The organism is Motilibacter aurantiacus (assembly GCF_011250645.1).
Classification (GTDB): domain Bacteria; phylum Actinomycetota; class Actinomycetes; order Motilibacterales; family Motilibacteraceae; genus Motilibacter_A; species Motilibacter_A aurantiacus.
Window position 1 is genome coordinate 125361 of record NZ_JAANNO010000008.1, and the last position, 21505, is coordinate 146865.

General features: G+C 73.6%; 11 protein-coding genes. 4 read left to right on the plus strand and 7 right to left on the minus strand.

Annotation, left to right across the window (positions count from 1 at the left end):
- Position 1: 1 nt before the first annotated feature.
- From G9H72_RS14990 to G9H72_RS15015, 6 genes are all read right to left on the minus strand, one after another.
- The gene (locus tag G9H72_RS14990) at positions 2-481 is read right to left on the minus strand and encodes a very short patch repair endonuclease (protein WP_331272331.1); all 480 of its coding nucleotides are present in this window, start codon (positions 479-481) and stop codon (positions 2-4) included.
- Entirely contained in the window at positions 465-2573 is a 2109-nt protein-coding gene (locus G9H72_RS23080) for an ATP-binding protein (RefSeq protein WP_166172471.1), read from the minus strand. The genes G9H72_RS14990 and G9H72_RS23080 overlap by 17 nt, the downstream gene beginning before the upstream one ends.
- Positions 2574-2723: 150 nt before the next feature.
- Positions 2724-4592 (minus strand): CocE/NonD family hydrolase, encoded by a 1869-nt coding sequence (locus G9H72_RS15000; RefSeq protein ID WP_166172473.1) that lies wholly within the window; start codon positions 4590-4592, stop codon positions 2724-2726.
- 288 nt (positions 4593-4880) lie between these two features.
- Positions 4881-9704, minus strand: a complete 4824-nt coding sequence (locus G9H72_RS15005) for a ThuA domain-containing protein (RefSeq protein WP_166172475.1) — start codon at positions 9702-9704, stop codon at positions 4881-4883.
- A 360-nt stretch (positions 9705-10064) separates the two neighbouring features.
- A complete protein-coding gene (locus G9H72_RS15010) occupies positions 10065-11288 on the minus strand; it encodes an ROK family transcriptional regulator (RefSeq protein ID WP_331272332.1) in 1224 nt (407 codons plus the stop codon).
- A gap of 159 nt (positions 11289-11447) precedes the next feature.
- Positions 11448-12167, minus strand: coding sequence for a hypothetical protein (locus G9H72_RS15015; RefSeq protein WP_166172477.1), 720 nt, complete (start codon positions 12165-12167; stop codon positions 11448-11450).
- A 180-nt stretch (positions 12168-12347) separates the two neighbouring features.
- Between G9H72_RS15015 and G9H72_RS15020 the strand changes: the two genes are divergently transcribed.
- From G9H72_RS15020 to cydC, 4 genes are read left to right on the plus strand one after another with little or no spacing between them, the layout of a single operon-like run.
- On the plus strand, positions 12348-13748 hold the full coding sequence (locus G9H72_RS15020; protein ID WP_166172479.1) for a cytochrome ubiquinol oxidase subunit I: 1401 nt from the start codon (positions 12348-12350) through the stop codon (positions 13746-13748).
- A 9-nt stretch (positions 13749-13757) separates the two neighbouring features.
- A complete protein-coding gene (gene cydB, locus G9H72_RS15025; protein ID WP_166172481.1) occupies positions 13758-14816 on the plus strand; it encodes a cytochrome d ubiquinol oxidase subunit II in 1059 nt (352 codons plus the stop codon).
- Positions 14813-16474: a thiol reductant ABC exporter subunit CydD gene (gene cydD / locus G9H72_RS15030; protein WP_166172483.1), complete on the plus strand. Its 1662-nt coding sequence runs from the start codon at positions 14813-14815 to the stop codon at positions 16472-16474. Before cydB ends, cydD begins: the two co-directional genes overlap by 4 nt.
- Positions 16471-18204 (plus strand): thiol reductant ABC exporter subunit CydC, encoded by a 1734-nt coding sequence (gene cydC / locus G9H72_RS15035; protein ID WP_166172485.1) that lies wholly within the window; start codon positions 16471-16473, stop codon positions 18202-18204. The genes cydD and cydC overlap by 4 nt, the downstream gene beginning before the upstream one ends.
- A gap of 36 nt (positions 18205-18240) precedes the next feature.
- Here cydC and G9H72_RS15040 read toward each other — a convergent pair whose 3' ends face one another.
- Positions 18241-21477, minus strand: a complete 3237-nt coding sequence (locus tag G9H72_RS15040) for a DEAD/DEAH box helicase (RefSeq protein ID WP_166172487.1) — start codon at positions 21475-21477, stop codon at positions 18241-18243.
- Between the last annotated feature and the right edge of the window lie 28 nt (positions 21478-21505).

Consider the following 21505-nt stretch of genomic DNA (forward strand, 5'->3'; position numbering starts at 1 on the left):
CTCAGCCGTCGCTGACGGCCACACGCCGGGACCCGACCGTCCCGCGGACCCGCTCCGCGACGACGGCCGGGTCCTCGTGCTCCCAGGCGCGCAGCGCGACCCAGCCCGCCGCCGCCAGCCGGGCGTCGGTGTCGGCGTCCCGGCGGCGGTTGCGCTCGAGCTTGGCGGTCCAGTAGTCCGCGTTCGTCCGCGGCTCCCGGCTGTGCTCGGGGCAGCCGTGCCACCGGCAGCCGTCGACGAAGACGGCCACCCGTGCGCGCGCGAAGACCAGGTCGGCCCGCCGGCGTACGCCCTCCAGCGGCAGCGGCGCGTCCACCCGGTAGCGCAGCCCCAGCGCGTGACAGGCCCGGCGCACGGCGAGCTCCGGCCGGGTGTCGCGCCGGCGGTTGCCCTGCATGCTGGCGCGGACGGCCGGGCTGCTCGCCGGGGGGGCCGGCGGAAGGACGGGCCACCCGTCGCCGGGGTCAGGAGGCGGCGGCACCGGCCCATTGTGCGGCGGCGGCGGAGGCCGGGACGAGCGGCAGCCGGACCACGACCGAGGTCCCCACCCCCGGGGTCGAGCTCAGCGCCACGGAGCCGCCGTGCGCGTCCAGCACCCCGCGGACGACCGCCAGCCCCAGGCCGGTGCCCTGGATCGCGTCCTGCTCGGCCGCCCGGGCGCGGAAGAAGGGCGTGAAGAGCGCCTGCTGCTCGTGCTCGGCGATGCCCACGCCCGTGTCGGCGACCGTCAGCACCGCCTCGTCGGCCGCGACCCCGACGGACACCGTGACCGCGCCGCCGGAGAGCGTGAACTTCACCGCGTTGGAGAGCAGGTTGGACACGACGAGCTCGAGCTGTGCCGTGTCCGCCAGGACGCGTGCGCCGTGGCCGGGCAGGTCGGTGGAGACCGAGATGCCGCGCTGGGCGGCCAGCGGGACGATCGAGCGCACGCCGTCGCCGACCAGCTGGCCGAGGTCGACGGCGTCGCGCTGGTTGCCGAGCGCCGCCGAGTCGATGCGCGACAGGGTGAGCAGGTTGTCGACGAGGCCGCGCAGGCGGTGGGTCGCCCGGGTCATGGCGTCGCGCGCGGACGTCGCCACCTCCTCCGGCGGGTCCTCGTCGAGCAGCTCCAGGTAGCCCAGCAGGCTGGTCAGCGGCGTGCGGAACTCGTGGGAGACGGTCGCGATGAACTCGGCCTTGATCCGGTCGAGCTCCTGCAGCCGCGCGACCAGCCGTTCCTTGCCCTCGAGGTCCTCGCGGAGCAGCCGCTCGGCCTCCAGCCGGTGGGTGACGTCGCGGAGGAAGGCGTTGAGCTCGAGCCCGTCGCCCTCGCCCGTCGCCCACAGCACCAGCTCGATGGGGACCTCGCGGCCGTCCCGGGTCAGCGCGGGCAGCTCGAGCGGTCGGCCCATCTTGTCGCCCACGCCGGTCGCGACGTAGCGAGCCATGCCGACGTCGTGAGCCGCACGCAACCGCTCCGGCACGATCAGCTCGGACATCCGGGCGCCGATCGCCTCCTCCCGCGACCAGCCGAGCAGCTCCTCGGCGCGCCGGTTCCAGCCAGTGACCCTTCCGGCGGCGTCGGTGCTGACGAACGCGTCCCCCGCCGAGTGGAGCAGCCGGCGCAGCCGTTCCTCGCGGGCCCGCAGGTCCTGCCCGGCTCGCTCGCGCTCCACCACCCGGCCGAGCGCGATGCCCGCCTGGCCGAGCAGCTCGGTGAGCTCGGCGGCGGGCGGGCGCGCGTCGTCGGTGACCAGCTCCAGGACGCCGACGACCTCGTCGTCCACCAGGACAGGGAAGGCGTACGCGGACACGACGTCGCCGGGCGTGCGCGGGGCCGCGTCGCACCCGTCGAGCCAGGCCGCCACGCCGTCGGCGAGCACGAGGCCGGGCAGGCCGGTCTCCTCGAAGGGCCGGGACGTGCCCGCGGGCAGCAGCCGCCCGCCGTGCCAGGTGCGCACGGGCGTGAGCGTGCTCGCGCGCGGGTCGACCGCGTACGCGGCGCCGCCGGTCCAGCCGCCGCGCTCGCAGAGCACGGACAGCGCGGCGCCGAACGCGTGCCGGGAGTCGCGCGCCGTGTTGGCGGCGGCGGCCACGGCGGCGAGGACCCCGGACGAGCGGACGCTGCGCCGGCGCTCGAGCACGTGCTCGACCTGCCGGGCCACGAGCGCGAGCGCCGCGAGGCGGTCGGGGCCGAGCTCGCGCGGCGACCGGTCCACGACGAGGAGGGCGCCGAGGCGCGACCCGCTGGAGGAGGTCACCGGCCAGGCGGCGAAGCAACGGATGGGGAGCTCTCGGAAGGCGGGGTGGTCCTGGTAGCGCGGGTCGGCCGCCGCGTCCGCCAGCACCAGCTCGCCGTCGGCCACGGCCTCGGCCGTGAGCGCGGCCACGCACGCGGAGCCTGCGACCGCGGGCCCGGTCTGCGCCTTGACCCACTGGCGGTCCGCGTCGACGAAGGTGATCGCCGCGCCCTCGGTGCCCGCGATGCCGGCCGCGAGGCGGGCCAGGTCGTCGAACTCGGGCTCGGGGGACGTGTCGACGACGGCGTACGCGCGCAGCGCGGCCAGGCGACGGCGCTCCTCCCGGGAGTTCACGGCGAGAGCATCGGCGGGGCCCCCGCACGACCGGAGCACCCGAACAGGTGCCGGGGGGAACAGGGCAGCGGACGACCTGGGGACGCAGGCCGGGCCGGGGCCCCGAAGGAGCCCCGGCCCGGCCGGACAGGTGCAGACCTGCGCGAAGTGCTACTTGGCGATGCCCGCAGCCTTGGCGGCGGCGGCCCCGCCCACGACCGGCAGCTCGAGGCGGTTGTCCCGCGGGTCGAGGGTGACGACCGAGCCGAGCGCGTCGCCGGCGACACCCCAGTTGGCGTCGCTGCCGGAGACGATCACGGCGAGCCGGTGGCCCTTGGCGAAGATGTAGTCCTCGGGCTGCAGCTTGATCTCGACGCTGCGCGGCTGGTTGGGCGTGAGGTTGCGCGCGCGCTCCAGGGACTGGATGTTGAGCGCGTCCTGGATGCCGCGGGTCACGAGCTCCTGCGGCGTCTCGATGAGCCGCTCGGCCATGTGGAAGTAGCAGCCGTCGTCGGCCGCGGAGCTCTCGCCCCAGCAGTCGAACGTGGTCAGGGTCTGCGCACCGTCACCGGTCGTCGAGAGGCGCGTGCCCGTCCCGAGGTCGACCAGGAAGGCCGAGAAGTTCGTGTCGGTGCTGTTGACCTTGACACGCAGCGAGACGGTGGCCGTGCCGGAGAAGTGCAGGTCGTCCGCGAGCGGCTCGGTCATGTAGACGAGGCGGTTGGGGTTGGGCGTCGTCAGGTTGCCGGTGATGCTCGCGGCGGTCGGGTTGTTCGCCGGCGGCTGCTCCGGCAGGCGCGCCTCGGTGTAGCTCTTGCTGACGCCGGCCTTCGACCGGTGCAGCGCGATGCCGCCGACCGCCGTGGTGTTCGGCTGCAGGTAGAGGCTGGTCTTCGCCGCGCCCGGCTGCGGCCAGTCGGCGGCGGTGACCCAGTTGAGCGGGGTCTGCTCGATGTCGGCGATCGGCTCGTCCAGGATGCCGTTCTCGACGCCCTGCAGCTCGTGGTCGAACCAGCGGTGCAGGGTGTTCACCCAGTCGTTGCGGCGGATGTCGAACGGGTCGACGTGGCCGACCTGGGAGATCCAGATCTTGCGCGTGACGTCGTTCTCGGCGAGGTCGTACCACCACTCGGAGAACTGGCTGCCGCGGACGTTGTGGTCGTTGATGCCGTGGTAGACGAAGACCGAGGCCTTCACCTTCGAGGCGTCCGGCCGGTAGTCGCGTGCGGCCCAGTAGGGCGTGTAGTCGCCGGTCTCGTCGCCGTCGTTCTCGTTGAGCCAGGTGCGGGTCGGGGCGCAGTAGGCCCGGCGGCTCGGCGTCGTGACGGTGTTCGCCAGCGACGAGGGGTAGTTCGTGTTGTGCCGCAGGCCGCCGGTACGCGAGTACTCGTACCAGCTGGAGATCGCCGAGATCGGGACGATCGTCGAGAGGCCCTCGATCCCGGTCGCGGCCGCGGCGTTGGCCAGGGTGCCGTCGTAGGACTTGCCGATCATGCCGGTCCTGCCGTTGTGCCAGCCGGCCGAGACGGCGGTGCCGTCGGCGTAGCGGCCGGCACGGCGGCCGTTCAGCCAGTCGATCGTCGCGAGCGCGGCCGCGGTGTCGCTCGGGCCACCGGTCAGGACGCAGCCGTTGGAGCTCGCGGTGCCGATCATGTCGCTGAGGACCACGGCGTAGCCGCGCGGCACGAAGTAGTTGTCGTAGAAGAGCGGCCACTTGTCGAGCAGGCCGTCCCCGTCGGAGTCGACCTTGCACTCGCCCTCGTTGCCGCGGCAGGAGGTGACGTAGTACGGGCTGGCGTCCATGATGACCGGGACCTTGAGCCCGTCGGCGGTCGCCTTCGGACGCATGATGTCGAACGCAGCGACGTCCTTCTTGCCGTCGTTGTCCGTGTCGACGTCCGTGTCGACGAACACCCGCTCGCGGATGGCGTCGGCGTAGCCGAACACCGGTGCGGTGACGCCGTTCGAGATCACGATGCCGGGGTTCGGCTCGGCCTGTGCGGCCGTGGCCAAGGTCGGCAGCAGCGACAGCGCTGCCACCGGGACGAGCATTCTGCTCAGCCGTCTTGCGCCCATGGGGCGGGTCCTCCTGCTGTCTGCGGTGGTGCACCGAACGGTGCCCGCCGCTGTCCTACACAGCGCAGAGGTGAAGGGGAAGGGAAGTAGCAGTGTCGTAACAGAACTTCCGACAGATGTCGGGCAGGCCGTCTCGCATCCTGGACGAACGTGCGTCGGGGCCCGCTCCCGGAGGAGCGGGCCCCGACGGGCTGTCGACGGGGTGCGGCCGGCCTCAGTCGGCGCCGGCCGCACCCCGGGGCTCGGGCTCCCTTACGGGGCCGTCACCCCCTGGCCGTTGAAGCGCAGCCAGTTGAGGGTGAACAGGTTGCCCGTCGGCTGGCCGGCAGCACCGGTCGCCTTGAAGACGAGGAAGACCTGGTTCGCCCCCGCACCGGTCAGGCTCGCGGGCAGGGCGACGTTCTGCGTGTTCATGGTGTTGTTGCCGGTGTTGAGCACCGGGATCGTCGCCGCCAGGGTGCCGGTGGGCGAGCCGAGGCGGACCTCGATGTTCGCCCGGGTCGTGCCCGCGGGAGCCGCGGGGTTGGTGCCCGCGACGCGCAGGTCGACCGACGTCATGTTGGCGAAGTTGAGCGGCTCCGACAGCGTGAGGTAGTCGCCGTTGTCGATGCTCTGGACGGCGACGTTCTGCGAGACGCCGACCGGGCTCGGGTCGTTGACGAACGTCACGTTCGTCCCCGACGTCTGCCAGGTCTCGGCCTCCTGGAAGCGCTGCTGGATCTGCACCTGGCCGGTGCCGGTCAGGCCGCCGTTGTCGGTGTACGACGCGCTGAACGCGCCGAACAGGTGACCACCGGCGTGGTCGGCCTGCGCCGTCGTCGTCTGGTAGACGCCGGAGCAGCCGGTGAAGGACCCCTCCCCGTGCCCGTGCGTGTCGTGCCCGAGCACGAAGGTCACCTGGACACGGCTGCAGTCGACGGCGCCGTCCTCCGGGTCGGTCACCGTGACCGACCAGGCGACGCGGTCACCGAAGGAGAAGAAACCGCCGTTGGTCGGGGTCGTGACCGTCACGGTGGGTGCGGTGTTGCCGACGACCACGGTGACCGTCGTGGTGCCGCTCTGGCCCGCCGAGTTGGTGACGGTGAGCCGTGCCGCACGCGTGCCGTTCGTCGTGTACGTGAACGACGGGTTGGCCTCGGTCGAGTCGGTCGTCCCGTTCCCGTCGAAGTCCCACGCGTAGGTCAGCACGCCGCCGGTCGGCTCGGTCGAGCCGGCGCTGGAGAACTGGACCGTCAGCGGGGAGCTGCCGGAGGAGGGGGTGGCCGACGCGACCGCGGTCGGAGCCCGCTGGCCCTTGTACTCGAAGCGCACGAGCTTCGCGTCCGGGTTGGCCCGGAAGAAGCCGTCGCCGTAGGTCAGGAGGTACAGGCTGCCGTCCGGCCCGAACTCCATGTCCATGACGTTGTCGCAGAGGAACGGCTGCGTCGGCGACGCCGTCTCACCGCACGGCAGCGTCGTGTTGATCTTCAGCACGTTGCCCTGGGCGTCGAGCGACACCTCGCGCATCCAGTCACGCGCGAACTCGCCGATGAAGAACTTCCGGTCGAAGTACTCCGGGAACTTCGTCGGGCTCGCCAGGTCGGGGTCGTAGTTGTACGGAGCCGCGCCCTGCGGGCCGACGCCACCGGTCCCGAGCTCGGGGAAGAGCTGCGGGCAGCGCGTCGTGCCGGAGCCGTTGTAGTACGCCAGGCAGGGGGTGCCCAGCGGGTTGGCGGCGTTGTTGTCCTGGTACGAGTACCAGATCTGCGGGTTGGTGATCCGCGGGGTGGTCACCCGACCGGTGTTCCAGATCGACTCGTTGTCCGGTCCCTGCGTCGTGCGACCGCAGTTGTGCTGCTGCGGCGGGTTGTCCAGCGGGGTGGAGGTGTTGAAGTTCCACCGGTAGTACGGGAGGTCCGTCCGGTAGCAGAGCGGCCAGCCGTAGTTCGCCGGCGCACGCACGACCTCGACGCGACCCGTGCCCGCCGGGCCACGGAAGTTCTCCGGGACCTGGGAGTCGGGCGAGTAGTCGGTGATGTACGCGACGTCGAACTTGTCGAGCGTGATGCGGAACGGGTTGCGGAAGCCCATCGCGTAGATCTCGGGACGGGTCTGGTTCGTCGTGTCCGCGGACTCGGGGAAGAGGTTGCCCGCGGGGCTGGTGTAGCTGCCGTCCTCGTTGACCTTGATGCGCAGCGCCTTGCCGCGCAGGTCGTTGGTGTTGAGCGAGGAGCGGCGGGCGTCGACGAAAGGCGCCTGGAACCAGTTGCCCTGCTGCGTCGTGGCGACGGGCGCGGTCGGGGCGGTCGTGCCGGTCGTGGTCAGTGCGCTGGCGTCCGCCGTGATCTGCGGGACGTCCGTCATCGTGTACTGGCCACGGAAGTTGATCGTGAGGTTGCCGGTGCTCGCGTTGGGGTTGGTCCCCGTGCCGGTGACCGCGACGTCTCCGGGCTCCACGTTGCTGAGCGCCTCGAGGGCGGCGAGGACCGCGGCGGGGGCGGCGTTGTACGCGATCGGAGCGGTGGTCTGGCCGTTGAACGTGATGGTGAAGGTGCCACCGGTGGCGTTCAGCGAGCGGACCGTCTGGCTCTCGTTCGTCTTCATGTCGTTGAACGGGCCGAAGCCCCCGGAGTTGCCGGCACCCGCAGGGGTGTCGTCACCGGTCACGAGCCAGAGGTTGTTCTGGGAGTCGAAGTCGATGTCACCGGCGACGTGGCAGCACGCCCCGCGGTTGACCTCGACCTTCATGATCTTCTGCTCCGACGCGAGGTCGAGGCTGGCCGGGGTGCTTCCGCTGGCCTCGACGAGCTTGAAGCGGCTGAGCTGGAAGTAGCCCTGCCACACGTCCCACGCGTCGCGCGAGGCGGCGGTGTTCGGCGCGGCACCGCTCGGCGTACGGCCGGTGGCCGGGTCACCGAAGGGCTTGCCGGTGATCTCGGAGACGCCCTCCATCTGGACCGGCGCGTAGTAGAGGTAGACCCACTTGTTCTGGGCGAAGTTGTTGTCCACCTCGGGGCCGTACATGCCGTCCTCGTTGACGGTGTACTGCGGGATGTTCGCGATGACGGTGTTCGTGCCGGCCTTGGGGTCGATCAGGCGGACGCGGCCCTCGCGCGAGGTCTCGAGGACACGGCCGTCGGGCAGCACGTCGAAGCCGATCGGCTCGCCGAGCTGGGTGGTGTCGTTCTGGTTGCTGGCGAGCACCGTCTGGGTGTAGTTGGACACGACCGTGGCGCCGCAGTCACCGAGGCCGCCGGTCGCCCAGGAGAGCGCACCACCGAGCGAGCTGATGAAGAACTGGTTGGCGTAGGCGGCGGAGCTCAGGCCGAGGCCGGTGTAGAGCGAGCGGCCGCCCTGGAAGTCCTGGCACCACATGATCGGGTGGTCGATGCCCATCGTGCCGCCACCGGCGGTCAGCGTGGACTCGTCCAGCGTCGCGAGGACGTGCTGCTTGCCCCGGACGTTGGCCTGGAAGTTGTACCAGGGCTCGTTGAACTTCGTGCCGGTCTGGTTGACCGAGGTGGTGGTGCCGAGGCTGTGGTTCCACCGCTCCGGCAGGCCGGCCGAGGCCGGGTGGACGCGGTCCACGGCCTTGACGACGCCCGGGCCCGACGGGGTCATGCCCGCCGCGCGGGTGCCGAGCAGGTTGGTGAAGAACTGCCAGTCGGTCTCGGTCTCGACGGCCGAGCCCACGCCCACGAAGCCGCCGCCGGCGCGGATGAACGCCTCGAACGCGGCCTGCTGGGCGTCGTCGAGGACGTCACCGGAGGTGTTGAGGAAGACCACCGCGTCGTACGGCTCCAGGCCGTCGGCGGTGAAGCGCCGCGCGTCCTGCGTCACGTCGACCTCGAACCCGAGCTGGGTGCCGAGGGTGGTGAGCGCCTCCTGGCCGGCCGAGGAGGTGCCGGGGTACTTGGCGCCGGCCTGCTTGGTGAAGGCGAGGACCTTGAACTCCGTGGCGTCGCGCGCCTGCAGGGTCGCGATCAGGTCGCGCGCCATGTCGACGAGCTCGTTGCGGAGCGCGATGTCGTCCTCGTCGCCCTTGATCTGGTTCTCCGCGCGAGCGATGAACTGCTCGAGGAACGCGATCGCCCGGGTCTCGGAGCCCTCGGTGTAGGCGGTGCGCGCCCGGCTCAGCCGGTCGGAGATGCTCGCCGAGGCGGCGCCGGCGAGGTCACCGGAGGTCGTCGCCGCGTTCACGCGGTCGGTGAGCTCGCGGAAGGACGTGCAGTTGCCCTCCGCCACGCCCGCGGTCCACTCGATGCCGCCGAGGATGTTCTTGAGGAAGCGCGGGTCCTCGTAAGAGGCCTCGGTGTGGCCCATGCCCTGGTAGAAGGACCGGCCGCCCTCGAAGTTCTGGCACCACGAGATGGGGTGGTCGTTGCCCATCCGCTGGTTGTTGTTGACGTACGTCGCCTCGGTCAGCGTCTGGAGCACGTGGACGCCGGGGCGGGGGTTCACGTTGAAGTTGTAGAGCTCGTCGGTGCGCGCCCAGACCGGCGGCAGGTGCTGCGTCGAGGGGTGGGTGAGGTCCTCGGTGCGCACCTGGACCGGGGTCGTGCCCGGGGGGTGGCTGGCGAAGCGCGCGCCGCCGCCGGTGAGCTGGCCGTACCACGGCACGGTGTGCATGGTGTCGGTCGCGGCGTGGATGCCCACATAGCCGCCGCCGGCTCGGATGTAGCCCTGCATGGCGGCCGTCTCCGACGCGTTGAGCAGCGTCGGCGTCGCCGGGTTGAGGGAGTTCGTGCCGTCGACCGTCGAGATGAAGATCAACGTCTTGTACTGCGCGAGGTTCGCCGCCGTGGTGAACGGCGTCGTCTCGAGCTTGGTCGCGCCCGGGACGGAAGCAGCGGTCTGCTGCGGGTCGAACACGTCGACGGTGAAGCCGTTGGCGCGCCCGAGCGCGATGACCGCGCGGGTGCCCTCGTCGATGCTGGAGTGGCGGAAGCCCAGCGTCTTGCCGACCACGAGAACCTTGTACTCGTCGGCGGCTGCCGCCGACGAGGTGAACGCGGAAGCGGTGACCGCTCCCACTGCCGGCACGACCATCGCCGTGCCGACTGTCGCCGTGACCAGGCGACGTAGGACTTGTCTCATGCACTGCCCCCTCTGCTGCGGGTCGACCTCAATGTCGACGCTGCGCTCTGTTGCCTGCCAGGCCTCCCCACGGGCCGACACGTGGATGTCGACGGCTCCGGGCAGGCGGAAGTCACCGACCCTCGCGGCATGCCGCGGGCCCGGAAGGCTTCCGGCTGACCCCCCGATTTAGGTCGGGAGGACAGCCGAATCAAACGCACCCGACGCGCTGCCGTCAATAGCCCGGTCCGAAACGCAACACAGGTGGGACCTGCCGACCGCCATGACATCGATTTCGCGTCGTAAGGCAACAGATATGTGAGGCAACGATAAGGCGGGGCAACTAAAAGTGCGGACTGCGCGACGGCGCGAGCGCGGCGTTCAGACCGAGGCGGGGGAGCGGCTCGGGGCGTTGGCGACCGCCGGCACGGTCGTGGGGTCGGCCAGGACGCTCTCGAGCGCGACGTGGGCGCCGCCGCGGGCGGCCGCGGAGAACCCGAGAGTGGACAGCACGACCTTGCACCGGGTGGTGTCGGGGTCCACGACGCGGGCGCGGAGGCTGTCGATCATGTCCTCGAGGAAGAAGTCGCCGAGCATGGCGAAGTAGCCGCCGAGCATGATCAGCTCGGGGTCGAAGAGGTTCACCAGCACCGAGGCGCCGGTCCCCAGGTCGGTGCCGATCTGTCGCAGGGCGGCCAGCGTGCGCTCGTGGCCCTCCTCGGCGCGGCGCCGCAGCTCGGTGAGGCGGTCCTCGACGTCCCGGGCCGGGTCGCGCACGGGGTCCTTTGGCCCGGCTGCCATGCGCAGCAGCGCGGCGAGGCCGACGGTCGTCTCCCAGCAGCCGCGCCGGCCGCACCCGCAGCGCTGGGTGCCCGCGCCCAGCGGCATGTGCCCGACCTCGCCGCTGAGCCCTGCGCTGCCGCGCAGCAGGCGGCCGTCGCTGATGACGCCGGCGCCGACGCCCACCTCACCGGTCAGGTAGACGAGGTTGTTGACCCCGGCGCCCTCCCCGGCCACGTGCTCGGCGAGGGCGGAGAGATTGGCGTCGTTGTCGACCCGGATCGGGTACGGAGGGCCGCCGAGCCGCTCGGCGACCGCGGAGGCCATCGGCATGTCGCGCCAGCCGAAGTTGGGCGCGAAGCGCAGGGTGCCGGTCGCGACGTCCACCAGCGCGGGGACGGCGACGGTCACGCCGGCCGGCGAGCTGCCCGCCGCCTCGGCCGCCGCGACCGCACGCGCCACCAGGTCGGCCGTCGCGTCCAGCACGGCCTCGGCCCCCAGGGCCGGCACGTCCAGGGGCACCCGCTCGTCCGCGACCACCCGGCCGGCGAGGTCGACGATGAGCGCGGTCATGTAGTCGACGTTGACCTCGATGCCGATGCCGCAGACCCGGCGGCCGTCGAGCTCGATGACCTGTCCCGGCCGGCCCACGGCGCCGAGCCGCTCGATCTGGCCCTCGCGCAGCAGCCCGCGCTCGACCAGCTCGGCCACCAGGCTGGACACCGTGGCCTTGTTCAGCCCGGTCTCGTCCGCCACCCGCGCCCGGGTCCGCGGCCCCTCGTCACGGAACCGGCGCAGCACGAGCGAGAGGTTGCTGCGCCGCACGAGGGCAGAGTCGGCCGGAGTCGCGGCGCCGGGGCCAGCCGACGGCCACCCTCCGGGTCCGTACACCACGAGCGACCTCCCAACCACCGGCGTGGGGACGGGGGCACGCCGGGGCTCCTTCGGGCAGACGCTACTGCAGCCCTCCGGGTTCCGTGCGCCCTACTCGCCGTCCCCGGCGGGCGCGTCGACCTCGCGCATCTCGTTCGTGATGTCCGCCTCGGAGCCGCTGGCGGGAAGGAAGAAGTGCTGGTGGCCGAGGCCGGCGTCGATGGTCACGAGGTCGAGCTGCTGGGCGCCCGCGGACCAGAGGCGGGCGGCCGCGTCGCGCTGCTCGACGGCGAGGGCGGCCAGGCCGTCGCGCTCTGCCCCCGTCGCGGCCGCGCCGGCGGCGTAGGTGCGCAGGGCGAGGTCGAACTGGCGTGAGGCCGAGGAGAAGGCCTCGTACGCCACGTTGTAGCCCGTCGTGCCGTTGGGCTCGGCAGCGAAGCCCTCGGCGAGCCGGGAGGCCTCCTGCCGCCACTTGTCCAGCGTCGCCGCGTCGGCCCAGCTGGGGTCGCCACCGCCCACGGGCAGGACCGCGGCGATCTCGCGCAGCAGCGGGAGGTAGTCCTTCTGCGCTGCCGACACCGTGTCGAGCAGCTCCTTGGCCTGGGCGCTCGCCTGCTCCTTCTGCTCGGCGCTCAGCTGGGCCGCGATGGCCTCGATCGACCCCTCGGCCGGGCCGTCCGGCTTGCCCACGGCGTAGCCGATCCAGGCGCTCATGGCGATGACCAGCGCCGCGAGAACGGCCACGAAGGTCGCGCGCGGGGCCGCACTCCGCTCCTGCACCGGCTGCGGGCGGACGGGACGCGGGCTGGACGGGGTGGTACGCGTTGCCATGGAGCGCTCTCCTTCGAGCTCTGCCGGTCTTCCGGTCGTGCGGGCCCCATCCTCCCCCGGGCGGCCCGGCCGCGTCAGCGGCTTCGCTGGCAAACGCGCGCCGGCCCGGTGACCCCGGTCCCGCCGCCGGGTGACCAAGGTCCCTGGCCGGCCCCGGCCCGATCACGGAGCCTGCTTGCCGTGGACGCACTCGATCTTGCCCGCTGGCAGTTCGGAATCACGACGGTCTACCACTTCCTCTTCGTCCCCCTGACGATCGGGCTGTCGGTTCTCGTCGCCGGGCTGCAGACGGCGTGGCACCGGACCGGCAAGGAGCACTACCTCCGGGCGACCAAGTTCTGGGGGAAGCTCTTCCTGATCAACTTCGCCATCGGGGTCGCGACCGGGATCGTGCAGGAGTTCCAGTTCGGCATGGCCTGGAGCGACTACTCGCGCTTCGTCGGCGACGTGTTCGGTGCACCGCTCGCGATGGAGGCCCTGCTCGCGTTCTTCCTCGAGTCGACCTTCCTCGGGCTCTGGATCTTCGGCTGGGACCGGCTGCCCCAGCGGGTGCACCTGGCGACGATCTGGCTCGCCGCGATCGGGACCTGGCTCTCCGCCGCCTTCATCCTCGCCGCGAACTCCTGGATGCAGCACCCGGTGGGGTACGCGGTCGACCCCGAGACGGGCAAGGCCCGGCTCACGGACATCGTGGCCGTGCTGACGAACTCGACGTTCCTCGCGGCGTACCCGCACACGATCACGGCGTCGCTCGTGACCGGTGGCGCCTTCATGATCGGGGTCAGCGCCTGGCACCTGGCCCGCCGGCGGGACGTCGACGTCTTCTCCCCCTGCCTGCGGCTCGCCCTCGTCGTGACGCTCGTGGGCTCCGTCGGGGTCGCCGTCAGCGGTGACGTCCAGGCCAAGGTCATGACCGAGCAGCAGCCGATGAAGATGGCCGCGGCCGAGGCCCTCTACCAGACCTCGGAGCCGGCGTCGTTCTCGGTCCTCACGATCGGCACCCCGGACGGCTCCGAGGAGCTGTGGAGCTGGCGGGTCCCCCACGTGCTGTCGTTCATGGCCACGGGCGACCCGGACGGCGAGGTCGAGGGCATCGACGACGTCCAGGCCGCGATGGTGCAGCGGTACGGCCCCGGCGACTACCGGCCCAACGTCCCCGTCACCTACTGGGCCTTCCGCTACATGATGGGCTTCGGCGCCCTGTCGGCCGTGCTCGCCGGGGCGCTGCTGTGGCTGACCCGTCGTCGGCGGCTGCCGACGAACACGTGGGTGTGGCGGACCGCCGTGCTGTCCATCGGGTTCCCCTTCGCGGCCAACTCCGCGGGCTGGGTCTTCACGGAGATGGGCCGGCAGCCGTGGTCGGTCTTCGGGGTGCTGCGGACCGAGGACAGCGTCTCGCCGTCCATGTCCACGGCCACGGTGGCGACCAGCCTCGCCGTCTTCACCCTGCTCTACGGCGCGCTCGCCGTCATCGAGCTCGGCCTGCTCACGAAGTACGCCAAGGCCGGCCCGCCGCAGCTGCACCACGACGACCCGACCGCCGCCGAGGACGACGAGCCCGTTCTCGCGTTCGCCTACTGAGGCCGAGAGATGACGCTGCCCGACTTCTGGTTCCTGCTGATCGCCGTCCTGTGGGCCGGCTACTTCGTGCTCGAGGCCTTCGACTTCGGCGTGGGCGCCCTGCTCCCGTTCCTGGCCGAGGACGACGTTGACCGCCGCGTGGTGGTCAACACCATCGGCCCGGTCTGGGACGGCAACGAGGTGTGGCTGCTCACCGCCGGTGGCGCGACGTTCGCCGCCTTCCCGGACTGGTACGCCACGCTCTTCAGCGGGTTCTACCTGCCGCTCCTGGCGATCCTGGTCGCGCTCATCGTGCGCGGGGTGGCCTTCGAGTACCGCGGCAAGGTCGACTCCGACCGCTGGCGGCGCGGCTGGGACCGGTGCATTTTTTGGGGAAGCGTGGTTCCTGCATTCCTCTGGGGGGTGGCGTTCGCCAACATCGTGCGCGGAGTCCCCCTCGACCGCGACCACGAGCTCACCGGCTCGGTGCTGGGCCTGCTCAACCCGTACGCCCTGCTCGGCGGGGTCACCACGCTCAGCGTGTTCGTGCTGCACGGTGCGGTCTTCCTCGCGCTGCGCACCACGGACGAGCTGCGCGTGCGGGCGCGCCGCACCGCCCGGTCGACCGGTGCCGTCGCCGTGCCCGCCGCTGCGGCCTTCCTGCTCTGGTCGTTGCTGCAGCGCGGGGACGCCGTCGCCGTGGTGCTGGCGGTGGTAGCGGCGGCGGCGCTCGTCGCGGCGCTGGCCGCCAACGAGGGCGGGCGGGAGGGCTGGGCGTTCACGCTGACCGCCACGACCGTCCTCGCGACGACCGCGTGCCTGTTCGTCGCGCTGTTCCCCGCCGTCATGCCCTCCTCGGGCGACCCGGCGGGCACGCTCACGGTCGTGAACGCGGCCTCGGGGGCGTACACGCTGACGATCATGTCCTGGGCGGCGGTGCTGTTCACCCCTGTCGTGCTGGCCTACCAGGGCTGGACCTACTGGGTGTTCCGCAAGCGCGTCACACGGGGTGCCATCCCCGCGCCGGCCGGCCTCGTGCCGGCGCCCCGCCGGGGCGGCTCGCCCCGCGCGACGGCGGGCCGGCCGTGAAGCCGGTCGACCCGCGGTTGCTGCGCCGGGTGGGCGCCGCCCGGCGCTTCGTCGCCCTGTGCGTCGCCCTCGGGCTGGCCGGGACCGCCCTGATCCTCGGGCAGGCCGTCCTGCTCGCCGACGTCCTCGCCGACGTGATGAGCGACGGCGCCGGCCTCGCTCACGTCCGTGGCTCCCTCGGGCTGCTCTGCCTCGGGCTCCTCGCCCGGGCCGTGCTCGCGTGGGGCGGCGAGGTCGCCGCGGCCCGGGCCGGCGCGGCCGTCCGCTCCGAGCTGCGCCGGGACCTGCTCCGGCACGCGCTCGCGCTGGGCCCGGGGTGGCTGTCCGGGCAGCGCACCGGCGAGCTCACGACGCTCGCCGGACGAGGGCTCGACGCGCTGGACCCGTACTTCGCCCGCTACGTCCCGCAGCTGGTGCTCGCCGCCGTCGTCCCGCTGGCCGTCGGGGTCAGGGCCCTGTCGGTGGACCTCACCACCGCGGCCGTCATCGGGCTCACCGTGCCGCTCGTCCCCGTCTTCATGGTGCTCGTCGGGCTCGCGACGCAGCGCAGCAACGAGCGGCGGTGGAAGGCGCTGTCCACACTGGGCGGGCACTTCCTCGACACGGTGACCGGGCTCCCCGTCCTCAAGGCGTTCGGCCGCTCGCGCGCGCAGGCCGGCCTCGTCCGCCCGGCGACCGACCGCTACCGGCGTGAGGCGATGGCCACCCTGCGGGTGGCGTTCCTCAGCTCGCTCGTCCTGGAGCTGCTGTCGACCCTGTCTGTCGCCATGGTCGCGGTCCTCGTCGGCGTCCGACTGGTCGACGGGAGCCTGGATCTGCGAACCGGGCTTCTGGTGCTGCTGCTGGCCCCGGAGGCCTACCTTCCGCTGCGCCGGGTGGGGGAGCACTACCACGCGAGCGTCGAGGGGATGGCCGCCGCGCAGCGGGCCTGCGACCTGCTCGCCGAGCCGCTGCCGGCGCGGGGCAGCCACCGTGACGTGCCCGATCCCCGGGAGGCGCCGGTCGCCCTGCGCGGGGTCTCGCTCCGCCACCCGGGGGCGGAGTCGGACGTGCTGACGGGGCTGGACCTCACGCTCGTCCCCGGCACGGTGACCGCGCTGGTCGGCCCGAGCGGCGCCGGCAAGTCCACCGTGCTGTCCGCGGTTCTCGGCCTGCTGCCGTGCCGGCAGGGCGCGGTCACCGTCGGCGGGAGCGACCTCGCCGACGTCGACCGGGAGGCGTGGTGGGAGCGGGTCGCCTGGGTCCCCCAGCGGGCCCGGCTCGTGACCGGCACCGTCGCGCAGAACCTGCGGCTCGCGAAGCCGGGCGCGACCGACGCCGAGCTCGCGGAGGCCGCGGCGCTCGCGCTGCTCGACGTACCCCTCGACGCACAGGTCGGGGAGCGCGGCGAGCAGGTCTCGGGCGGCCAGCGGCGCCGTGTCGCGCTCGCCCGCGCGCTGCTGCGCGACGCCTCGCTCGTCGTGCTGGACGAGCCGACCGAGGGGCTGGACGCGGTGACGGAGGCCGACGTCGTGCGGGTCCTGCGGCGCCTGCGCCACCGGGAGCGGCCGGCCACGGTCCTGCTCGTGACCCACCGGCCCGCGCTGCTGGCGCTCTGCGACTCGGTGCACCACCTCGGCGCCCCGGTACGCCGCCCTGCCGCGCAGCTGGCCGCATGAGCGCCTCGCCGCTGGCCCAGGTGGCCCTGGCACCGCTGCGCCGGCCGACGGCCCTGCGGCTGCTGCTCGCCGCCGCGGCCGGGACGGGCGGGCTGCTGGCGGGCGTGGGGCTGACCGCCGCCTCGGCCTGGCTGATCGCGCGGGCCGCCGAGCAGCCGCCCATCCTCGCCCTCGAGGTCGCGGTCGTCTCCGTGCGGGCCTTCGGGCTCGCGCGCGCGGCTCTGCGCTACGCCGAGCGGCTGGTCGCGCACGACGCCGCCTTCCGGCTGCTCGGCGACCTGCGCGTGGCGGTGTACGCCGGGCTCGAGCGCGTCGCGCCCGCCGGCGTCGCCGCGTTCCGGCGTGGCGACCTGCTCCGCCGCCTCGTCGACGACGTGGACGCGGTCCAGGACCTCTGGCTGCGCGTCGTCCTCCCCGCGGCCGCAGCCCTCGCCGCCGGCACGGCCGGGGTGGCCCTCGCGACAGCCCTGCTGCCGGGGGCGGGGGCTGCGCTGCTCGCCGCCGTGGCGCTGGCCGGCCTGGTCGTGCCCGCCGTCACGGCGTGGGCGTCGACGGCCCGGGAGCGGCGCAGCGCTGCGGACCGCGGGGCGCTCGCCGCCGCGTACGCCGAGGTGCTCGACGCCGCGCCGGACCTGCTCGTGCTGGGGGCGGCCCCGGCGCGGCTGGAGGCGGTCGAGCGGCTCGACGCGGCGGTCGCGGACGCGGACCGGCGCTCGGCAGGCCTCGCGGGCCTGGGTGCAGCCCTGTCCGTCGTGGCCGTCGGCATCGGCACCGTCGGGGCGCTGCTCGTCGGGGTCCCCGCCGTGCGGTCCGGGCGGCTCGAGCCCGTGCTCCTCGTCGTCCTGGCCCTGCTGCCCGTCGCGGTGGTCGAGGCGGTCGGTGGGCTGCCGGCGGTCGCCCAGCGGCTGGGTGCGGTCCGCGCGGCGGCGGCCCGGGTCAGCCCGTTCCTCGCGCCCGCCGCGCCCGCGCCGATCGCGCCTCCCGCCCCCGCGCGGGACCGCCCGGTGCGCCTGCAGGGGCTCGTCGCACGTTGGCCCGGGGCGGCCGGGCCGGTGCTCGACGGGGTGGACCTCGAGCTCGTGCCCGGTCGGGCGGTGGCGCTGACCGGGGCGAGCGGCGCGGGCAAGAGCACGCTCGTCGCGGTCCTGCTCGGCTTCCTGGCCCCCGAGGCGGGACGGCTGGCCGTCGGGGACGTCGACCTGCCTGCGGGCGGCGAGGGCGTGCGCGACCTCGTCGCCTGGTGCGGGCAGGAGGCGACGCTCTTCCACACCTCGGTCCGGCAGAACCTGCTCGTCGGCCGCGCCGGCGCGCAGGACGAGGAGCTCTGGGAGGTGCTGCGGGCCGTGCGCCTCGACACCCTCGTCGCGGCCCTGCCGCGCGGCCTCGACACGGTCGTCGGCGAGGACGGGGCCCGCCTCTCGGGCGGCGAGCGGCAGCGGATGTGCCTCGCGCGGGCGCTGCTGCGCGACGCGCCCGTGCTCGTGCTCGACGAGCCGACCGCGCACGTCGACGAGGCGCTCGCGGCGGAACTGCTGGCCGACCTGCTCGCGGCGCTCGAGGCCGAGCGCGCGGCCGGCCGCCCGCGCGCCCTGCTGTTGGTGACGCACCGGCTGCGCGGGCTCGAGCTGCTCGACGAGGCGTACGAGCTCGTGGACGGGCGGCTGGTCCGGGGGACCGGTGCGCAGGGGCGGCCGGAGGGCGCTGCTGCCGTCAGCGGGGCGGTGCCCTGACGGGGGCCCGGTGACAGCACCGCGCCGAGGCGGGCCTCAGGCGAACAGGCCCCGGATGTCCTCGGCCGACAGCGGCGCCGACATCATCGCGTCGTCGTCGACCACCCGGTCGAACAGCGACTGCTTGCGCGCCTTGAGCGCCATGACCTTCTCCTCGATCGTCCCGGCCGCGACGAGGCGGTAGACCATGACGGTCTTGTCCTGGCCGATGCGGTGCGCCCGGTCGACGGCCTGGGCCTCGGCCGCAGGGTTCCACCAGGGGTCGAGCACGAAGCAGTAGTCCGCCTCGGTGAGGTTGAGCCCGGCCCCGCCGGCCTTGAGGCTGATGAGGAACACGGGGGCGTCGCCGGTCTTGAACTCCTCGATGCGCTCGGCCCGCTTGCGGGTGCGGCCGTCGAGGTAGCTGTAGCGGACGCCCTCCCGGTCGAGCCGGTCGCGGACGAGCTTGAGGAACCCGGTGAACTGGCTGAAGACCAGCGCCCGGTGGCCCTCTCCGATGACCTCCTGCAGCGTCTCGACGAAGACCTCCAGCTTGCTGGCCGGCACACCGGCGTAGGCCGCGTCGACCAGCTCGGGCGCGAGGCTGAGCTGGCGGAGCAAGGTGAGCGAGCGCAGGATCTCGAACCGGTTGCGGTTCACGTCGTCGAGCAGGCCGAGCACCTTGCGCCGCTCGCGCTGCAGGTGCGCCTGGTAGACGCGCTGGTGCTTGGGGTCGAGCACGACCTCGAGCACCTGCTCCTGCTTCGGCGGGAGCTCGGTGACGACCTGCTCCTTCGTGCGCCGCAGCATCAACGGGCGTACGCGCCGCCGTAGCCGCGGGAGCAGATCGGGCCCCTCTCCCCGCTCGATCGGCCGGCGGTACTCCTCGGAGAACCGCTGCGGGCTCGGGAACAGCCCGGGGGCGACGATGGACAGCAGGGACCACAGGTCCATCAGGCTGTTCTCCAGCGGCGTGCCGGTCACCGCGAGCTTGAACGCGGCGGGCAGCCGACGGGCGCACTGGTAGGTCTTCGCCTGGTGGTTCTTCACGAACTGCGCCTCGTCGAGCACCAGCCCGGCCCACTCCCGGCCGACGTAGGACTCGGCGTCGATGCGGAAGAGCGCGTAGGACGTGATGACCAGGTCCGCGCCGGCGACGTCCTCGGCCAGCGGCGTGCCGCGCCGGCGGGTGGTCTCGGTGACCGCCCGGACGACCAGGCCGGGCGCGAAGCGGGCCGCCTCCCGCTCCCAGTTGCCGACCACGCTGGTCGGCGCGACGACGAGGAAGGGCCCGGGCAGGCCGCCCGCCTCGCGGGCGTGGCAGATCAGCGCCAGCGTCTGCACGGTCTTGCCGAGCCCCATGTCGTCGGCGAGGATGCCGCCCAGCCCGGACCGCCAGAGCAGCGCGAGCCAGGAGAACCCCTCGCGCTGGTACGGCCGCAGCTCGGCGGCGAAGCCGCCCGGGTCCGGCGGGGGCACGACCCGGTTGACGGCGAGCAGGCCCTCCACCGCGGCCGCCCACCGAGCGCTCTGCTGCGCGACCACCCCGAGCTCGAGCAGCTCCTCCCAGAGGCCGGCCTGCGCCATGGTGACCCGCAGGCCCCTGGCGGCCGGGTCCTGCAGGCTGCGGGCCTCGTCGATGAGCCGGCGCAGCGTCTCCAGCTCGGGCCGGTCCAGGGGCAGGTAGAGGCCGCTCGGCAGCACCAGGTGGGACCGCTGCTCGGCCAGTGCGCGGAACAGCGCGTCGAAAGGCACCTGCTGGCCCTCCACCGAGACCGTCACCCCGAGGTCGAACCAGTCCGAGCTGTCCGGCACGTCGGCGGTGGTCAGCGAGACGACGGGGGCCTCCTGCGCCTGACGGTAGTCCGGCACCTCGCCCACGACGGTGACGTCGACGCCGTCGAGCCCGCGCACGCCCGGCAGCACCCGTGTCGTGAACTCGACCGCCTGCATGCCGCCGAGCAGCCGGCGCTCGCCGACGTACGGCCGTGCCGGCCCGAGGGCGTCGAGCAGCCGCTGCTCCTCCTCGGCGTCCCGCAGCGCGCCGCTGTCGCCGGCCGTCGCGTCGAGCGGGACGTCGAGCGGCTCGCCGCCCACGCGGTAGCGGAAGGCCCAGGCGAGCTCGACGGAGAGCCCGGAGTACGTCGCCGTCAGCGCTAGCACCGGCGGCAGGAGCTCCGGCGGTGTGACGCTGCCGTCCGCAGCGGTGACCGCCACGACGCGGCGGAGCGCGGGGTAGTACGCGGTGAAGAACCTCGCCAGCTCGTCCTCGGGGATGCGCAGCGGCGAGCCGGCGCGCAGCAGCGGCACGACGCGGTCGTCCGGCCGTTCGGCCAGCGGGGACAGCACGAGGGCGGGCGGCTCGGCGCCGTCGCCGCCCGCGAGCAGCTCGATGACCCGCGGCTCGGTGGTGAAGACGCCGAAGGGCGACTCCCCGATGAGGTGCACGTCGTCGGCCTCCACCACCGCGTCCCCGGAGCGCAGCACCGGGCGCAGCGAGACGCTGCCGTCCGGGCGGCGGCGCAGGTCGAGCGCCACCGTGGCCGGCGCGCCCACGGCGACCCGCTGCTGCTTGCCGAGGACGAGCTCGACGCCGACGGCGACGGCCCGGTCCAGGTGGTGCCAGAGGGCCGCCCCGAGCTCGTCGGCGTGCACGGACTCGGGGCCGTAGGAGTAGTAGGAGCGGGGCGCGGCGCCGGAGGCGCTGACGATCTCCTGCATCACCCGGCGGTGCGCCGGGAGGTGATCGCTCCTCCCGTACGCCGACTGCAGGTCGCGCCACGCCGTGCCGGTCCGTACCCATCCGCCCTTGGCGCCGCGGGCCACGGCCCTCAGCCGCAGCCGGGGCGCGCCGGGTGCGGCGCCGTAGCCCGGCGGTGAGCCCACCACCTCGAACTGCAGGCCCAGCGGCACTCCCGGCCGCCCCTGCCCGGCCCCGTCCGGCCGCGTCAGGGCGGCCAGCTGCGACTCCCATGCGCTGCGGGGAGGGGCCTGCGGGGGCGGGGCCGCCTCGGCCCGCGCCGCGAGGACGACGGCTGCGGCGTGCTTGCAGTTGGCGCCGACCGGACACGAGCAGGCGGCTCGCCACGCCCGCGTCCCGACCGGTGTGATCACCACCCGGTAGGGGGTCGGGCGGGTGCCCTGCACCGAGGCGGTCACCAGCCGGCCCTGCGGGTCGACAGCCAGCTCGCAGACCCGTCCCTGCCGGAGGTAGGCCTGCCCGGCGGACAGGGCGCTGGGGCCGACGAGCCGCCGCAGGGCGTCGTCGCTCAGGTCGTCCAGCCCGCCCGGCACCGCACGAGTCTAGGTGCGCGCGCCGACA

Bases quoted from the DNA above. Each gene is read 5' to 3' on its own strand.
- G9H72_RS15005 (WP_166172475.1), bottom strand. From the start codon at position 9,704: ATGAGACAAGTCCTACGTCGCCTGGTCACGGCGACAGTCGGCACGGCG.
- G9H72_RS15015 (WP_166172477.1), bottom strand. From the start codon at position 12,167: ATGGCAACGCGTACCACCCCGTCCAGCCCGCGTCCCGTCCGCCCGCAG.
- cydB (WP_166172481.1), top strand. From the start codon at position 13,758: ATGACGCTGCCCGACTTCTGGTTCCTGCTGATCGCCGTCCTGTGGGCC.
- cydC (WP_166172485.1), top strand. From the start codon at position 16,471: ATGAGCGCCTCGCCGCTGGCCCAGGTGGCCCTGGCACCGCTGCGCCGG.